This is a genomic window from Chitinophaga sp. (assembly GCF_035538455.1).
GTDB lineage: Bacteria > Bacteroidota > Bacteroidia > Chitinophagales > Chitinophagaceae > Chitinophaga.
The window spans coordinates 1-16,369 of record NZ_DATLKJ010000101.1; the positions used below are offsets into that span (position 1 = coordinate 1).

General features: G+C 46.2%; 13 protein-coding genes. 7 read left to right on the plus strand and 6 right to left on the minus strand.

Going from position 1 to position 16,369, the window contains the following annotated elements:
* The first annotated feature begins 225 nt into the window (after positions 1-225).
* A complete protein-coding gene (yidC, locus tag VM802_RS12310; RefSeq protein ID WP_325530819.1) occupies positions 226-2,070 on the plus strand; it encodes a membrane protein insertase YidC in 1,845 nt (614 codons plus the stop codon).
* 18 nt (positions 2,071-2,088) lie between these two features.
* On the plus strand, positions 2,089-3,081 hold the full coding sequence (locus VM802_RS12315) for a M20/M25/M40 family metallo-hydrolase (RefSeq protein WP_325530821.1): 993 nt from the start codon (positions 2,089-2,091) through the stop codon (positions 3,079-3,081).
* A gap of 4 nt (positions 3,082-3,085) precedes the next feature.
* Here VM802_RS12315 and VM802_RS12320 read toward each other — a convergent pair whose 3' ends face one another.
* The 5 genes from VM802_RS12320 to VM802_RS12335 form a co-directional block, all read right to left on the minus strand.
* A complete protein-coding gene (locus VM802_RS12320) occupies positions 3,086-3,706 on the minus strand; it encodes a SprT-like domain-containing protein (RefSeq protein ID WP_325530823.1) in 621 nt (206 codons plus the stop codon).
* A gap of 7 nt (positions 3,707-3,713) precedes the next feature.
* Entirely contained in the window at positions 3,714-4,037 is a 324-nt protein-coding gene (locus tag VM802_RS12325; protein ID WP_325530825.1) for a hypothetical protein, read from the minus strand.
* 59 nt (positions 4,038-4,096) lie between these two features.
* Positions 4,097-4,363: an AtpZ/AtpI family protein gene (locus VM802_RS32350; RefSeq protein ID WP_414647072.1), complete on the minus strand. Its 267-nt coding sequence runs from the start codon at positions 4,361-4,363 to the stop codon at positions 4,097-4,099.
* Positions 4,287-4,703: a bactofilin family protein gene (locus VM802_RS12330; RefSeq protein WP_325530827.1), complete on the minus strand. Its 417-nt coding sequence runs from the start codon at positions 4,701-4,703 to the stop codon at positions 4,287-4,289. The genes VM802_RS32350 and VM802_RS12330 overlap by 77 nt, the downstream gene beginning before the upstream one ends.
* 140 nt (positions 4,704-4,843) lie before the next feature.
* Positions 4,844-5,248 carry a hypothetical protein gene (locus VM802_RS12335; RefSeq protein WP_325530829.1) on the minus strand — a complete coding sequence of 135 codons (405 nt, stop codon included), beginning with the start codon at positions 5,246-5,248 and terminating at the stop codon, positions 4,844-4,846.
* Between the two features lie 266 nt (positions 5,249-5,514).
* On the opposite strand from VM802_RS12335, the gene porW reads away from it, so the two are divergent.
* Together porW and VM802_RS12345 are read left to right on the plus strand one after the other, a co-directional pair.
* Positions 5,515-8,583 carry a type IX secretion system periplasmic lipoprotein PorW/SprE gene (gene porW, locus VM802_RS12340; protein ID WP_325530831.1) on the plus strand — a complete coding sequence of 1,023 codons (3,069 nt, stop codon included), beginning with the start codon at positions 5,515-5,517 and terminating at the stop codon, positions 8,581-8,583.
* 332 nt (positions 8,584-8,915) lie between these two features.
* Positions 8,916-11,330 (plus strand): transglycosylase domain-containing protein, encoded by a 2,415-nt coding sequence (locus VM802_RS12345; protein ID WP_325530833.1) that lies wholly within the window; start codon positions 8,916-8,918, stop codon positions 11,328-11,330.
* Between the two features lie 90 nt (positions 11,331-11,420).
* On the opposite strand, the gene sucC is transcribed toward VM802_RS12345, so the two are convergent.
* Entirely contained in the window at positions 11,421-12,632 is a 1,212-nt protein-coding gene (sucC, locus tag VM802_RS12350) for an ADP-forming succinate--CoA ligase subunit beta (RefSeq protein ID WP_325530835.1), read from the minus strand.
* Positions 12,633-12,762: 130 nt separating this feature from the next.
* On the opposite strand from sucC, the gene VM802_RS12355 reads away from it, so the two are divergent.
* The 3 genes from VM802_RS12355 (at position 12,763) to VM802_RS12365 (ending at position 16,335) form a co-directional block, all read left to right on the plus strand.
* Positions 12,763-13,584 (plus strand): purine-nucleoside phosphorylase, encoded by an 822-nt coding sequence (locus VM802_RS12355; RefSeq protein WP_325530837.1) that lies wholly within the window; start codon positions 12,763-12,765, stop codon positions 13,582-13,584.
* Between the two features lie 19 nt (positions 13,585-13,603).
* Entirely contained in the window at positions 13,604-15,586 is a 1,983-nt protein-coding gene (locus VM802_RS12360; protein WP_325530839.1) for a putative porin, read from the plus strand.
* A 359-nt stretch (positions 15,587-15,945) separates the two neighbouring features.
* Positions 15,946-16,335 carry an HYC_CC_PP family protein gene (locus tag VM802_RS12365; RefSeq protein WP_325530841.1) on the plus strand — a complete coding sequence of 130 codons (390 nt, stop codon included), beginning with the start codon at positions 15,946-15,948 and terminating at the stop codon, positions 16,333-16,335.
* The last annotated feature ends 34 nt before the right edge of the window (positions 16,336-16,369 follow it).

A 16,369-nucleotide genomic window follows, 5' to 3' on the forward strand; every position in this document is an offset into this window, starting at 1 on the left:
AGATGATTTTGTGGTTTGTATGATTGACAGGTGATGAGATAAATATTAAAAATAAGTACTGACTGGTGTTTCATTGATGTCAGATACTGTGATCCTCATTCATCGGAAAATCATACAAATCATAAAAATCAAAGTTTCGCCCCATTTAACAGGGCTTTCACCTAAAAAGCCTGTGCAAATCATAAATCATGCTTACCTTTGCTGCCTAAATTTTAATTGCATTTCATGGATAGAAATTCGGTAATTGGATTTTTACTGTTGGGAGTGCTGCTTGTAGGATACATTTTCTATAATCAGAAACAACAGGGAAACATCGCAAAGGAGAAAGCCCGGCAAGATTCCATTGCTAATCTTAACAAGCCAAAACCTTCATTTACAGATACTGCCACCCTGGCCGCAGGTGCACAGCTGGATTCTGCGCATCAAGCCCAGCTTGCGGGTGAGTTTGGGGCATTTGCAGGCGCTGCTGTTGCCTCCGTTCAGACTACTGTAATGGAAAACGATGAAGTTAAAATCACCTTTTCCAATAAAGGTGGTCAGCCCGTGAGTGTGCAACTGAAGAAATTCAAGAGCGCTGAAGGTGGCCCGCTGATGCTGATGCAAGGCTCTTTCAACCGTCTTTCCCTTGAAGTGCCTGCCAGCCCTGCCAAAGTGCTGAACAGTGCTGATCTTTTCTTTACTCCAGGTTCCGTTCAGAAACTGGCCGACGGCTCTCAGTCGCTCAGTTACCGTCTGAACTCCACCAACCCCGGCGCTTATCTGGAATTCACCTATACCCTGAAACCCGGTGGTTATATTGTGACCTACAATATCCATACTGTAGGTCTGCAGAACCTGATGCCAGGTAACCAGAACTACTATACCCTGCAGTGGAACAGCCAGGACGACAAACAGGAGCATGACATGGAGAATGAGCGCCTCAACAACCAGGTGCACTACATGTACAGCAACGATAAACATGACTACTTCACTTTACAGCGTACCAGCCACGAAAAACTGGACAACAAGCTGAAATGGGTAAGCGTGAAACAACAGTTCTTCAATACTACCCTGATTGCAAAGAATGACGGTTTCAATAATGCTGATATTAACACCAAGGTTCCGCAGAGCGCCAATATTGTTGGGCAGACCTTTGCCTCCCTGCAGATCCCTTACAACCGCACTAATGATTTCAACTTCCCGGTAGAAATTTATTATGGTCCTAACCATTATAAAACCCTGAAGTCATTTGACCTGGGCCTGGAAAAGATCATCCCGCTTGGTTCCGGTATCTTCGCCTTTGTGAAGTATGTGAACAAATGGATTATCATCCCGGTATTTAACTTCCTCAGCGGATTTATCCACAACTACGGTGTGATCATCATCCTGCTCACTATCTTCATCCGTCTGCTGATAGCTCCTTTCACTTACCAGAGTTATGTATCACAGGCTAAAATGAAAGTGCTGAAGCCAGAGCTGGACGAACTGAGAGCTAAACATGGCGACGACCAGCAAGCTTTTGGCGTTGAGCAGATGAAACTTTTCAAAAGCGCTGGTGTAAACCCGCTGGGTGGATGTTTACCTGCATTGCTGCAGCTGCCTATCCTCGTGGCGATGTACAGCTTCTTCCCATCCTCTATTGAACTGCGCCAGGAAAGTTTCCTCTGGGCGAAAGACCTTTCTACCTACGATTCCATTCTGAATCTGCCGTTCAATATACCTTTCTATGGTAACCATATCAGCCTGTTCACCATCCTGATGACCATCACCAGCTTAATACTGGCCTTTTATAACCGTGGTATGACAGACCAGAGCAATCCGGTAATGAAGTATATGCCTTACGTTATGCCTATCATGCTGCTGGGTATCTTCAACAGACTGGCTGCCGCTCTTACTTTCTACTACTTCCTGTCGAACGTAATCAGTATCGTGTTGCAGTGGGTGATCCAGAAATTCATCATCAACCACGACAAGATCCACGCGCAGATCCAGGAGAATAAAAAGAAACCGGTCTCCAAATCCAAATGGCAGGAGAAACTGGAAGAAGTGCAGAAGCGCCAGCAGGGAATGCAACAACAGAAAAAGAAATAAGAACTTAAAATATTTTTAATGGAAAAAGCCCCCGGCAGTTATGTTGGGGGCTTTTGCTTAATGACAGATATGATGAAGAATAGCTTGTTTTTACTGTTACTGACAGGAGGAATGCATGTGATGGCACATGCGCAGGACACATTGCCTGATGCAGGCCGCATCAGAGAGATTGTTGGCTACCTGGCTTCAGATAAGCTGAAGGGTAGGGGTACTGCTGAAAAAGGAGGCAGGAAAGCAGCAGCCTATGTAGCAAAGCAGTTCCGGAAACTGGGGTTGAAGCCGGTGAATGGCAGCAGTTATTTCCAGGATTTCACTTTCGATAAAAACTCGCACAAGAATATTCCCAGCCGCAATGTGCTCGGGTTCCTGGATAACGGCGCTGTACGTACGATTATCATCGGCGCGCATTATGATCACCTGGGTACGGCTGTTTTGTTTGACGGTAAATACCCTGTAGGCCAGATTCACAACGGAGCGGATGATAACGCCTCTGGTGTGGCCGGCTTGCTGGAACTGGCGCGTCATTATGTAAAGAACGGCGGCAAGGAGTCTTTCAACTTCCTGTTCATCGCTTTTGGCGGCGAGGAGCTGGGGCTGCAGGGATCTAAATACTATACCGCGCATCCGCTGATGCCGCTGGACAAAATGCATTTCATGCTGAATATGGATATGATTGGCCGCTATAATCCTGACAGAGGCCTTGGCGTTGGTGGTTTTGGCAGTGCTGAGGAGTGGCCTGAAATATTCAAAGATGTTACACAAGCGGGTATCCGCTTCTTCACAGATGCTTCCGGAAAAGGGGCATCAGACCATCATAATTTTTATATGCACCAGGTGCCCGTGATGTTTTTCCATACCGGCGGGCATGATGACTATCACAAGCCTACAGATGATGTGCCCAAGTTACAGGCGGATGCAGAAGCTAATATATTGCAGCTGGGTATACAACTGATTGACAGGGCGATGAACTTTCCTGTATTGCATTACAAAGGAGAAGAAACTAAAGGCTGATCCATCAATCGGCCAGTTCCACTTCATATACGGGGCTGAACAGATAAATACGGCGAGACGCTACCTCTTCACAGCGGTAGCGTTTTCTTATTTTTTCCCCTTTCCGGAAAATCCGGCCATCTTTTGTTTTGAAGAGTTGATCTAACTGTAATTGCTCTACGAGAAAATGGGTTTCTTTTTTTTTGTCGTAGTTGCGGAGCACACGCATGAGATGCTCGTCTGCGCAGGAGCTGGCGGCCGGGTTGTTCATGCCTTGGCGTACAGCGGTTTCTACGTCATGGGGGAGGAGATCTTTGCCAACGAAGTCGCGGAGTATGAAACTGTATTCCTGCTTCCATTCTTTGCCGTGCGCGGCTACGCGGTTGCCATATTTATTGAATGTGGTGAGGTGGGCAATTTCATGCAGGAGTGTGAGCAGGAAGGCATATTTGTTCAGTGAGCCATTGATGCTGATGCGGTGTCCTTTACCTCTGCCATCCGGATGCCGGTAGTCGCCGAGGATGCTTTGTCTTTCGCGGGTGATGGTAAGGTGGACCTTGTATATGGTGAGGAAATCCATCACCTGCCCGAAGGTGCCATCCGGTAAATACGACGCTAATGCATGTAAAGGCGCCTCTTGTTTCACGCTGGTATTATTTTTTTAGCCGGGTAAGCCGGAAGAGGCTTACGGTTTCAAATATGGTATAGACCAGGTACAGGAATAATAGCATGAAGATCGTGAGCTTGCTCACGTTGGGTTTGTATATCAGGACATAGGTGATAATGCCCAGCACACACAGCATGAGTTTACTGAGTGTGGAGCCGTACACTGCGCGGATAAAGGCGTTGTGATTGGCGGAAGCGAGCCCTTTGCGGCTCATCAGGTAAGAGACCAGTGTGATCACAGCCAAAGCCAGATTGCCGGCCATCAGTACATATACGTGTGTACCGAGGTCCAGCAACCGGGGTTTGAACATTATAATAAGTCCGTTTAAAATTCCAAAAACTGCGAATAATCTGATAAAAAATCTGTCACTCATTGCCGACGGGTGTCTTTAATAATTTGCCACAAAAGTATGGCTAAAGCCAGTAAAGAAAAAATGATAAGGAATACAGGGAACCGCCAGCCGATCCATCGGTCCAGCTTGAGGCCCGCAAACACACCTAGTCCTAATGTGGTCATCATCTGAAACGCCAGTCCGGCATAACGTAATACCAGATTGCGTTTATTCGGTTTCCTGGAGGACGGATTTTCCATGTTTCTGATTGTCCGGAGCCTGTTCGTCCATGTAGCAACGGCCATTGAACTTGGCAGTAGGCTCCATTTCAAAATGAGCGGTGTACACATCGCCTTTTACCAGTGCGTTCCCTTTCAGGAACAGCAATTCCTGTACCTTGATGATACCAGTTACCTTGCCGAGGATATCAGCACTTTCGCAAACCAGGTCGCCGGTAATATCTCCTTCAGGGCCAACTACGATCTTGGCTTTAGTTGATACAAGGCCGTTCACCTGGCCGTCTATCCTGATATCGCCTTCGCATACAATATCTCCCTGGATAGAAGTACCACTTCCTATAATGTTAATAGTCGACGTGGGCAACATCGTCTGTTTATCGCCCTTTGCTTTGTTGTTATTAAACATAGGTCTTCAGGTTTTTCAAGTTTAGCGATGTAAGATAGTTAAAATATATATTATTTTTTATTATTTGGATATTAAGAAGTTTTCTTCCGAAGATGATCGTCAGAAAAATATCAAAATGAATAAATAATTAAATTTTAAAATCAGTAAGTGCTGTTGTCTACTTTAGGCACTTTCAACATCGTCGTATCGAGCTTGCCGGTAAACTCCCCGTTGATGACCTTCTTGATATTGTCCAGGTAGAGATCACGTGAATTGATGGCAGATTCAAGCGAATCCGCACGCATTTTCAGACGGATAAATTCCTTCCGTTGTTTCAGGTCTCCATAGCCGGGGATATAATACCGCAGCGGCGTAAATACTACTGTAGCCACTGTAATGGCCACCAGCAATACAAAAAGGGTACTCAGTGCAATATACACGCTCATCCTCGACAGTTTAAAGGATGTCACCTCTTCGTATGTATCATCATTCATAATTACCAGGCGGTACTTATGACTCAGCTTTTCCAGGTTTCTCCGGTTGTTTTTCTTCCCCTTCTTGGCCATGTTAATGGTAGTACTTATAGAGATTTAATGCTAAATCAGGCCGCTAAAGTTAATCATAATTGTATAATAAGGAAGATTGTTTTGTTGATTAGCCGGTAACCGCTGATCTTTTTTCTGAAAATCAGTATATTATGGAAGGAAAGAGGGAAAATAAAATAAGAAACGGTATGGAGGGCGCTTCCTGCAATCAACTATTTTATTCTATCTTTAAAATATTTTTCCAAACTATTAGTTATATATATTTAAGCCTATACACCCTGGCATACATGAATTCCTATAAATCGCTTAAAAAATATCCGGTTTTATTTTCCTTATTGTTTTGCCTGGGATTACCGACGGTTATAGCCCAGAACAAGCCCCGGGACAACCAGTCGCAGCAAGCGCCGCAGAGCAATCAGAAACCGCAGGCTCACCCCAAGCCTCTGTTCAAACCCAGAGAGCCGAAGGTGCAGGACAGACGTCCACCCTCCGAGGTGATGCTGGAAAAAAAACGTTGGACTATCGTTCGTAAGTTCTTCCAGAACATGGCCACCCGCTTCAATTATTATTTCCATGCCCGTGTAAAGCTGGACCGGGTGGTGAAAACTGCCAGCCGCAGTGGCCAGGACAACTATAACGTATTGCTTCCCTTTTATCCTGCCAGTTTGCAGAACCAGGGTTACAGCAAGGCGGAGCTGGATTCGGTGATAGAGAAAACCAACATGGCTATCCAGCTGCATGACCCACGTGGTAAGTGGATAGATGACTGCTTCCTGCTGATGGGCCGCGCCTACTTCTATGAAGGGGATTTCGAAAATGCCAATAAAACATTCCAATATATCAACCTTGCCTTTGCTCCCAGGAAAAAATCAGAGTACAAGACTGTGATAGGCGCCAATGAGAATGATCAGATCTCTATCGCCAACCGGGAAAAAACCAAAGGCTTCCTGTCGCGTTTCCGCCACAAATCCGCCCGTAATGATGCTTTCCTGTGGCGCGCGAAAACGCTGCTGGAATTGAAAGAGTATGATGAAGTGCAGGCGCTCCTCAATATTCTCCAGGCAGATCCCAACTTCCCCCACCGCCTTGATGGCGGCCTCGCAGAAGTACGCGCCTACAGTAACTATATGCAGGGACGTTACGCTGAAACCATAGATCCGCTGCAGGTGGCCATAGACAAAAGCCACGACAAAGTAGCGAAGGCGCGTATGTCATTCATTCTTGGTCAGCTCTACGTGATGCAGCACCGCAACGACTCCGCCATGGATCAATTCAGACATGTGATACGGCTGAAGCCTGATCCCATGATGGATTTCCAGGCAAGGCTCCAGATTGCCAAAATGAATGCAACAACTGATGGCGGGCTTGCACAGAGCCAGTCTGCACTGCGCCATATGCTGAAGAAAGAACGTTTCTCACATTTCCGTGATGCTATCCTTTATACAATGGGTACCCTGGAGTATCCCAAAGACCCGGAAGCAGCACTGAATTATATGCAGCAGTCGCTTAAGGTTTCCAGTGATAACATTGTACAGCGCACCCTTACCTATAAAGGCATCGCGGATATTTATTACGATCAGCGTAAATACCTGGAAGCCAAAAAGTATTACGACAGCACTGCCGGCGTGATGACGCCTGATTTTGCGGATGCCGCTATCGTTAATACACGTAAGGAAGTACTGACAGAAGTTGCCGCGAAAGTGGCTGTCATACAGCGTGAAGACAGCCTGCGCCGCCTTGCGGTAATGCCGGAATCAGATCGTAACATCCTGCTGGCAAAAATGGCTGCTACCATTCGTACTGCGGCTGCAGAAAAGAAGAAGAAAGACGCTATGCAGCGTTCCAACTCATATGATAACCCTGCTTTCGGTTTCAATAACGCGGATAATAGCTATGGTCCTAAAGAAGAAAAGGGAGACTGGTATTTTTATAATCAATCCAGCAAAGCTTCCGGGTACTCTGAGTTTAAACGCAGATGGGGTAACCGGCAAGCTACGGACAATTGGCGTAGAAGTCAGAGCGGCGTAGTGAACCAAGCCAACAGCAATGCACCAATACAAGTGGAAACTGCCGCAGCGGAAGCTCCTGGTGCAAATGTACCACCGGACAGCCTTACCGGTGAAGTCCTCGCCAAGGGTCTCCCGCTTACGCCTGAAAAACTGGCCGCATCAGTGAAACTGAGTGAAGATGCCTGGTTTGAACTGGGCAAGCTGTATCACGACAAACTGGAGAACTTCCCGCTTGCCATTGAAACTTATGACTCGCTGCTGTTGCAATATCCCAACCACCCTCGTAAGCCTGAAGTGTTGTACTCGCTGTATATCTGGAATGGGAAACTGAACAGGACTGCCGAGGCAGAACGCTATAAAACACTGGTGCTTAACCAGTATGGCAATACTAACTTTGCGGACATCATCCGTTCAGGTGGATTGAAAGATGTAGATGCAGCCAAGAAAAAACAGATCAGTCAGGCTTATGATTCAGCCTATACAGCCTTCATGAGTGGTGACGTCGCAGGTGCGTTAGCGCGCAAGCGTGCAGCTGATACAGCTTTTGGCGTGAATTTCCTGCAACCGAAATTTGATCTGCTGGAAGCAATGATTGTTGTGAAGAATGATACATTATCTGCAACCGACAGTCTGCAACTCTCCCGTAAGGCAGTGACTGCCGTAATGAACAAATACGCTTCAGACCCCGCTATAAAAGCGCAGGCGCAGGCGCTGCTGGATGCGCTGGATCACCGTGCAGAACTGGTGAATTACCTGGCGCAGCTGCAGATCAGGAAAGATGAAGGAGGTGGTGTAATGGTGGATGAAAATATCTCCATGCGCTATCCCTGGCAGAATCCGCAACCTGTGCTGGTAGACCGGCTGAATACCGCCAAGACACCATTGGATTCTTCAAAGATCGCGGCCAATGTGAAGGGCGCGCCGACTGCTCCTATAGCCACGGTACAGCCACCCAAGCCTGTAACTCCTTATAAGCTTTCTGCAGATAATCCGTATTTTGTAGTGCTCGCATTCAACCGGGTATCAAAGGATTTGATGGACGAAGGGCTGAATCAGTTCACCCGCTATAATGCCGCCAAGCACGCCAGTGAGAAAATAGAAGTAGGCAGCTTTGTGCTGACACCTAATGATATTATGCTGATTTTCCGCATATTCCCCAACGAAGACAAGGCATTGACCTACTTCGACGAAATCAGGGAAGAAGCGGCGGTTAGTATCATCCCACGTATCCGGCCTACGGAATACACTTTCTTTGTGATATCGAGAGACAATTTCATCCTCCTGAACAGCACCAAGGATATCAGCGGATACCGGAAGTTTTTTGTGGATAACTATGTAACACAATAAACGATTAAACGCATATAGTCTGAACTGTGATTTATTTGATTAGTCTGATTTTCCTGATGTGCGAAGTTGTAAGCGATTAAAAATATTATCATAATCTTCACACATCAGGAAAATCAGACTAATCAAATAAATCACAGTTCAGACTATATTCGCATATCGGGAAAATCAAGTCAAATCAATTAAAAAATCGCAGTATCTTTGTTGGTCAGGCTGTTATACGTTGAATCGTTTATTGAAAAACAATATCTGTTTGGCCAACAACAGTTAATTAAACTGTCCATAAAACTTAAAACAACACAGGCGGTTTGTCCGTACATCAAATCATATAGCGCATGAAAAAATCGGTGAAAATATTGTGGCGTGTGGCGTTTGGTATGTTAGCTCTTTTCATTCTCCTGGTATTGCTTATTAATTTCCGTGTGATCGGTAATATGCCGTCTATGGAAGAACTGGAAAATCCGCGTGCAGCGCTGGCTTCCTCTGTAATTGCGGATGATGGCACCATTCTCGGTAAATACTACCAGGTAGATCGTTCCAGTAGCGACTACAACGAGATCTCCAAAAACGTGATCAATGCGCTGATCGCAACAGAAGAAACACGTTTCTACGATAATTCCGGCATTGATGCCAAAGGCACACTGGCTATTCCTTTTTACCTGCTTCTCGGAAAAAAGCGCGGTTCCAGTACCATTACACAGCAGCTGGCGCTTAACCTGCAGGCGGATAACCTGGGGAAACAGCGTGCTACCAATCCTGTCAGCAGAGCATTTCAGAAGTTGCAGGAGTGGATTATTGCCATAAAGCTGGAAAGGAATTTTACCAAACCGGAGATTCTTACGCTGTACCTCAACACAGTGGCTTTCGGCGATAACGTGTATGGTATTGAAAACGGCGCCCGTACTTTCTTCAGTAAAGATGCAGGGCATCTTTCCATTGAAGAAGCGGCTATACTTGTGGGCATGCTGAAAGGTAATACGATCTATAATCCCCGCCGTAACCCGGCGCTGGCGCTCAATCGCCGTAATACGGTGATTGATAATATGGTGGAAGCCGGCTTCATTACGCCAGCTGAAGCTGCTTCAGCCAAGAGTAAACCGATTGTACTGCACTACAACAAGATTGACCATAACAAAGGACTGGCGCCCTATTTCAGGGAAGTACTGCGCGATGAGCTTAAATCATGGTGTAAAGAGCATAAGAAGGCAGATGGCACTCCTTATAACCTTTACCGCGACGGTCTGAAAATATATACCACCATTAATCCCCGTATGCAGGTATATGCTGAGGAGGCGGTGGCTAAACACTTACAGGCCTTGCAAAAATATTTGTCTGCACAGTCTGATGTGAAAACCGGCAGCGTATGGAAAAAATGGCCGCAGTTTCTGGATAAGTACATCAAGGAATCTGACCGTTACCGTGCTATGAAAGATGATGAAGAGTCCGACTCCACCATCACCAGAGCTTTCAATACACCCACCCGCATGAAGGTGTTCTCCTGGAAAAGCTTTACTGAGCCTGATCTCAACGAAGTGGACACTGTGATGGCCCCGCTGGACTCTATTAAATATATGCGTGCAGTGTTGCAGGCAGGCTTTATGGCAATGGATCCGGAAAGTGGTGAAGTGAAGGCATGGGTAGGTGGTCCTGACTTCCGCTATTTCAAAAATGACCACGTTGCTAAAACCCGCCGTCAGGTTGGTTCTACCTTCAAGCCATTCCTCTACTGCTTTGCCATTATGAATGGTATGTCGCCTAACACGATGCTGCCCAATGAACCGGTTACCATCGGCAAGTGGACGCTCACACGTAACTCAGAAGGAAGTGTGGGTGGTAGTATTACCATGGCGGGTGCGCTGGCAAGATCATTGAACCTGGTATCTGCATACCTGATTAAACAGATCGGAGCCAAAGCATTCGCTGATTTCGCACAGAATAAGATCGGCTTTGAGGGTGAGATACCGCCGTATCCTTCCATTGCGCTGGGTACGCCGGAACTGTCGCTGTACGAGATGTTGCGTGCCTATACCATGTTCCCGGGACGTGGTATCAATACCAAACCTATTTATATCACACGTATAGAAGACCGCAATGGTAATATTCTTGAAACCTTTGCTCCGGTGAAGCGTGAAGTGATCAGTGAGCGGGAATCTTACACGATGGTGAAAATGATGGAAGGCGTGGTACAACCTGGCGGTACAGGTGCGCGTATGCGTTCCCGTTATAACATGCAGGGAGAGATGGCTGGTAAAACCGGTACCACCAACGATAACACGGATGGCTGGTTTATTGGTTATACACCAAAGCTGCTGGCTGGTGCATGGGTAGGTTGCGAAAACAACTTTATACATTTCTCTACCACCGCAGTAGGACAGGGTGCTAATACCGGTCTGCCTATATGGGCTTATTTCATGCAGAAAGTATATGGAGACAATACGCTGAAGATCAACAGCAGCGATAAGTTCCAGATACCGGCTAATATGGCGGATGAAAATTACTCCAACTACGAAACTAATGTGAAGCCTGGTGCTGAAGCAGAAGATATAGGTAACGGTTCTGAGTCAGACTACAACCAGGGTGACCAGGAAGATATGTACAGCCCAGGTGCTGATAAACCTGCAACAGAGCCGGCGCCTAAGGCAAAAGAAAAAGAAGAGACGAAGCCTGCTGCAACGCCGAAGCCGAAGGAGAAGGACGAATCTAAACCTGCACCAAAAGCAGTGTTCCCTCCGAAGAAAGAGAATAATTAAGAGTTATCAGATAAAAATAAAAATGGTTCGTATAATATCTATACGAACCATTTTTATTTTATTGAAAAGCCGGAGGCTAATACCTGTAACTTATTTGATCGCTTTATTCACCAGGTCGGCAGCTTCGCTGAGGAGGGTAGCAGATTGTACCTGCAGGCCGCTCTGTTCGATCAGGGTTTTAGCTTCAGCAGCGTTGGTACCCTGCAAGCGAACGATGATCGGTACAGTGATATTGCCGATGGATTTGTAAGCATCGATAACACCCTGGGCAACCCTGTCGCAACGAACGATACCACCGAAGATGTTGATCAGGATAGCTTTTACTTTAGGATCTTTCAGGATGATGCGGAAACCGGCTTCCACAGTCTGTGCGTTGGCAGTACCACCTACGTCCAGGAAGTTGGCAGGTTCACCACCACTCAGTTTGATCATGTCCATAGTAGCCATGGCCAGACCGGCGCCGTTTACCATACAGCCTACGTTACCATCCAGTTTTACGAAGTTGAGGTTGTATTTACCAGCTTCTACTTCTGTAGGATCTTCTTCAGTAATGTCGCGCAGTGCTTCCAGGTCAGGATGACGAAGCAGCGCATTGTCGTCCAGGTTTACTTTAGCATCTACAGCGATTATTTTCTCGTCACTGGTTTTGAACAGCGGATTAATTTCCAGCATGGCGCAATCCAGTCCTACGTATGCGTTATAAAGATTGGTAACAAATTTCACCATGTTTTTGAATGCTTCACCGCTGAGACCCAGGTTGAACGCGATATTGCGAGCCTGGAACGGTTGCAGTGCCATGTTAGGCTTTACCCATTCCTTGAATATTTTCTCAGGGGTGCTGTGCGCTACTTCTTCGATATCCATACCGCCTTCAGTAGAATACATGATTACATTCTGTCCTTTAGCACGATCGAGCAGGATAGAGAGGTAGAATTCTTTTACCGGGTTAGGGCCAGGATAATAAACGTCCTGTGCAACCAGTACCTTATTCACCACCTTACCAGCAGCGCCGGTCTGGATAGTAATCAGTGTACCGCCCAGGATATTGCCTGCTATGGTTTTAATATCTTCTGCATTTTTTCCTACAGCCACACCTCTCTGTTCAGTACCACGGATCTTACCTTTACCGCGTCCTCCGGCATGGATCTGCGCTTTTACAACAGCAAATTCATTACCATATTGCACCTTCAGTTGCTTGTAAGCCTCGGCGGCCGCTTCAGGCGTATCTACCGGAATGCCTTCCTGTACCGGTACATTATATTTTTTCAACAGTTCTTTAGCCTGGTACTCGTGTAAGTTCATCGGAATTAAATTTGCCGCTAAAATAGGTCATTATGTTTTAAATATAAAACTGCAGGCATTTGTGAATTAAAAAATAACTTTGCGCGGTTTTGTTTTTAATCCGACTTTTACCTAATATATAATAAATACGATGAGTGAATTAACGGACCAGATTAAAGCAGCGGGGGATTATATCAGAAAATTCTGGCAGGAAACCCCGGTAGCCGGTATTATACTGGGAAGCGGCCTGGGTAACCTGGCGCAGGAGATAGACAACAGCATTGAGATTTCTTACAGGGATATTCCTCATTTCCCGGAATCTACTGTAGAAGGACATTCCGGTAAACTGATCCTTGGTCGTATGCAGGGCAAACCCGTAGTGGCCATGGCTGGCAGGTTCCATTTTTACGAAGGCTTTTCTATGCGCCAGGTAACGTTCCCTGTGCGCGTGATGAAAGAGCTGGGTATACACACATTATTTATTTCCAATGCAGCCGGTGGTATGAACCCCGGTTTCAAAGTGGGCGACCTGATGGTGATCAGGGATCATATCAATCTGCAGCCGGAACACCCTTTACGCGGCCGCAATGAAGATACCCTGGGACCCCGGTTCCCGGATATGAGCGAGCCTTATGCCAAATCGCTGATCAATGCAGCCTATAAAATTGCGGCCGACAACAATATATCTCTGCATACAGGCGTATATGTAGGCGTGCAGGGGCCAACCTTCGAAACCCGGGCTGAATATAAATACATGCATATTATCGGTGGCGACGCAGTTGGTATGAGTACTGTACCTGAAGTAATTGTAGCTGCGCACGCAGGGCTGAAAGTTTTTGCGATGAGCGTGATCACCGACATTGGTATCAGAGAAGAAGAAAACGTGATCACACACGATGAGGTGCTGGAAGCGGCCAAAGCGGCTGAACCTAAGCTGACGCTTATCTTTAGTGAATTAATCCGGCAACTATAAACGTTTTTGTCAAATTCGGATGAGGCAATCTCTTATTATCATAGCCCTGCTATTGCTGGGCGGAAGCCAGTTACGGGCGCAGTTTAACACCAACCGTTTTGGCAACATGGGCGGTGGTAGTAGCAGCGGCTCCAAAGGACTGCAGCGTGATACCAGCAAGCATGATCATGAGCCGGACACGCTTACTATCACTTATCGTCTGCTGGGTGATCCAACAGAATATACTATAGATTCCTCTATAGCAGACTTTCAGTTGAACTACGTGAAAGTGCCTGCCAACTATGTAACACTTGGCAACAGCGGATCGGCAGCCTATAACCTCATTTATACGCCGATAATGAAACCTGGGTTTGATGCGGGTTTTCATGCATACGACGTTTATGGCAACAGGCATAGCGATGCACGTTTCTATTTCACCAACCGTCCCTACAGTGAACTGAGCTATCTGATAGGCAGTAAACAGGAACAGATAATAGGTGTGTCGCACACCCAGAATCGCACGGATCGTTTCAACTTCGCATTTGATTACCGCAAAGTGAATGCACCCGGTTATTTCCGTACACAGAATACCAATCACGATACCTATCGCTTCACATCCCGCTACCAGAGCAAAAACAAGCGGGCCAACTCTTACCTGAGCTTCTATTACAATAAGCTCAACGGTGGTGAAAACGGTGGTATTAAGAACGATGCGGATCTCAATGATTCAAGGTACAAGCAACGCCGAACCATGAACGTAAACCTGGGTAATACTGATATTCCCACTTACGGCTTCTTCGGCAGTACCATCCCGGTGAAGTCGCAGTACCAGGAAACGGGCTTTCTGTTTCAGCAGCAGTACGATTTTGGCCGTGGTGATTCCATTCACGTGAACGACACTACGGATATTTACCGCTTCTATCCCAAGTTCCGCATACAGTATACATTTAACTACGAAAACAATAACTATCAGTTCCTTGATACCGGTCCGGATACTACTTTCTATACAAGAAACTATAACCTGGCATACATTCCCGGAGATACCATCCGTGCAAAGCACGTCTGGAAGAAGATTACGAACGATCTGTCACTGATCCAGTTCCCGGTGTTGCGTAACCTGGGGCACTTTATCAACCTGGGCGCGCGTTTTGAAAGTATTACCGGTACTTTCCTGGATGCGGATATTAATTTTACCAACCTGGCTATACATGGTGAATATCGGAATAAGACCCGGAATAAGCTATGGGATTTCTCTGCCAAAGGTGAGTTTTATGTGATAGGCAGGAACAATGGTGACTATGGCTTGTCTGGTACATTGAGCCGACATCTGAACGACCTGTTGGGAGATGTGAAGCTGTCGTTTACTAACGTGAACCGGGAGCCGTCTTATGTTTACAAGTACTTCAACAGTTCGCGCGATACCTGGTATAATACCGGGCTTGCCAAGGAGAACGTTACGCAACTGCAGCTGGCGGCGGATAACAAGCGGCTGAAGTATAACCTGGAAGTAAACTACTTCCTCTTTAATAACTTCACTTATTTCAAAGATTACTACCACAGCGATCAGTATAAGTCGCTGTTCAACCTGTTGCAGATTGTATTCAGCAAGAAGTTCTCGCTGAAGCCGTTCCACTGGTATGCGGACATTGCGTTTCAGCAGCTGCATGGCAATGGCCCGATCAATGTGCCTACTATCTGGACACGTCACCGCTTTACCTTTGAAAAGACGCTGTATACTAACCTGAACCTGATGACCGGTATAGAGCTGAGATACAACACCAGCTATAACGCCAACGACTATTCGCCGTTGCTGGGTCAGTTTATATATCAGGATAAACAGAAGGTTTCCTACAGTGCACCTGATATTGCGGCGTTCATCAACTTCCGTATCAAGTCGTTCTCCGCTTATATACGTGGGGAGAACCTGAATACCTTCTTCGCTGACAATAATTTCACAGGCCCGCATTACCCGCTCAATAACTTTGCTTTCAGAGTCGGGCTGAGATGGTGGTTTGTGAATTAATTATATTATTTAATTATTTATCAAGGGATTCGGTATTTCTGATTGACGTGATTCATTCATCAGAATACTGAATCCCTTTCTATTTGCCAGGGATTATATTAGTGAAAACACTATTATTTGATCAGCTTGATAGTGCGCTTTTACTTCCTGTGAGAATCGAACGAAAGACGAATGAGAGGTGGACTTGATGCCTGCAAATGTAGTCAGTAGGGGTTTTCTCTACTCTCTAACCAATAGAAAAAAAGTAATATGTGAATAAGGGATTTATCTGAAATAAAACGTTAAAAATCAGAAGGAATCGTTTAAAATGGCATAATGCTGGGCGGAAACAATTTTATGCCGTATTTTTGTGTGTCATCATGAAACGATTTCTTGCCATATTTTTTGCTATGCTGTACACGCTGCTCACCAGCGGGTTTTCAGTGAACATGCACTATTGCATGGGCAAGCTGGCGTCCGTAAAGCTGCAATCGGCCCCGGCTGACATGTGCGGCAAATGCGGGAAGCCAACCAAAGGCATGGATTGTTGCAAAAATGAATTCAGGTTCTGCAAGGTGACAGAAACGCACCAGGCTGCCAAGGCCCTGCAAACGGACTTTCAGCTGAGCACTGACCTGACGTTGCCGGTAAAAGTATTATCTGCACCGTCGTTATCTTCCCGGACTATTCCGGCATTCCGCTATCTGCACGATCCGCCGGAGCCTCCGTCCAATCCCATCTTCCTTCAGAATTGTACTTTCCTGATCTGATTGCTGCATTGCTACTATGCTTCGTTAACTGAAG

Excerpts from the sequence above, each read along its gene's own strand:
- VM802_RS12365 (WP_325530841.1), top strand. The coding sequence starts at position 15,946 with ATGAAACGATTTCTTGCCATATTTTTTGCTATGCTGTACACGCTGCTC.
- VM802_RS32350 (WP_414647072.1), bottom strand. The coding sequence starts at position 4,363 with ATGGCCGTTGCTACATGGACGAACAGGCTCCGGACAATCAGAAACATG.
- porW (WP_325530831.1), top strand. The coding sequence starts at position 5,515 with ATGAATTCCTATAAATCGCTTAAAAAATATCCGGTTTTATTTTCCTTA.
- VM802_RS12315 (WP_325530821.1), top strand. The coding sequence starts at position 2,089 with ATGGAAAAAGCCCCCGGCAGTTATGTTGGGGGCTTTTGCTTAATGACA.
- VM802_RS12345 (WP_325530833.1), top strand. The coding sequence starts at position 8,916 with ATGAAAAAATCGGTGAAAATATTGTGGCGTGTGGCGTTTGGTATGTTA.
- VM802_RS12335 (WP_325530829.1), bottom strand. The coding sequence starts at position 5,248 with ATGGCCAAGAAGGGGAAGAAAAACAACCGGAGAAACCTGGAAAAGCTG.
- VM802_RS12360 (WP_325530839.1), top strand. The coding sequence starts at position 13,604 with ATGAGGCAATCTCTTATTATCATAGCCCTGCTATTGCTGGGCGGAAGC.
- VM802_RS12355 (WP_325530837.1), top strand. The coding sequence starts at position 12,763 with ATGAGTGAATTAACGGACCAGATTAAAGCAGCGGGGGATTATATCAGA.
- VM802_RS12330 (WP_325530827.1), bottom strand. The coding sequence starts at position 4,703 with ATGTTTAATAACAACAAAGCAAAGGGCGATAAACAGACGATGTTGCCC.
- sucC (WP_325530835.1), bottom strand. The coding sequence starts at position 12,632 with ATGAACTTACACGAGTACCAGGCTAAAGAACTGTTGAAAAAATATAAT.
- yidC (WP_325530819.1), top strand. The coding sequence starts at position 226 with ATGGATAGAAATTCGGTAATTGGATTTTTACTGTTGGGAGTGCTGCTT.
- VM802_RS12325 (WP_325530825.1), bottom strand. The coding sequence starts at position 4,037 with ATGTTCAAACCCCGGTTGCTGGACCTCGGTACACACGTATATGTACTG.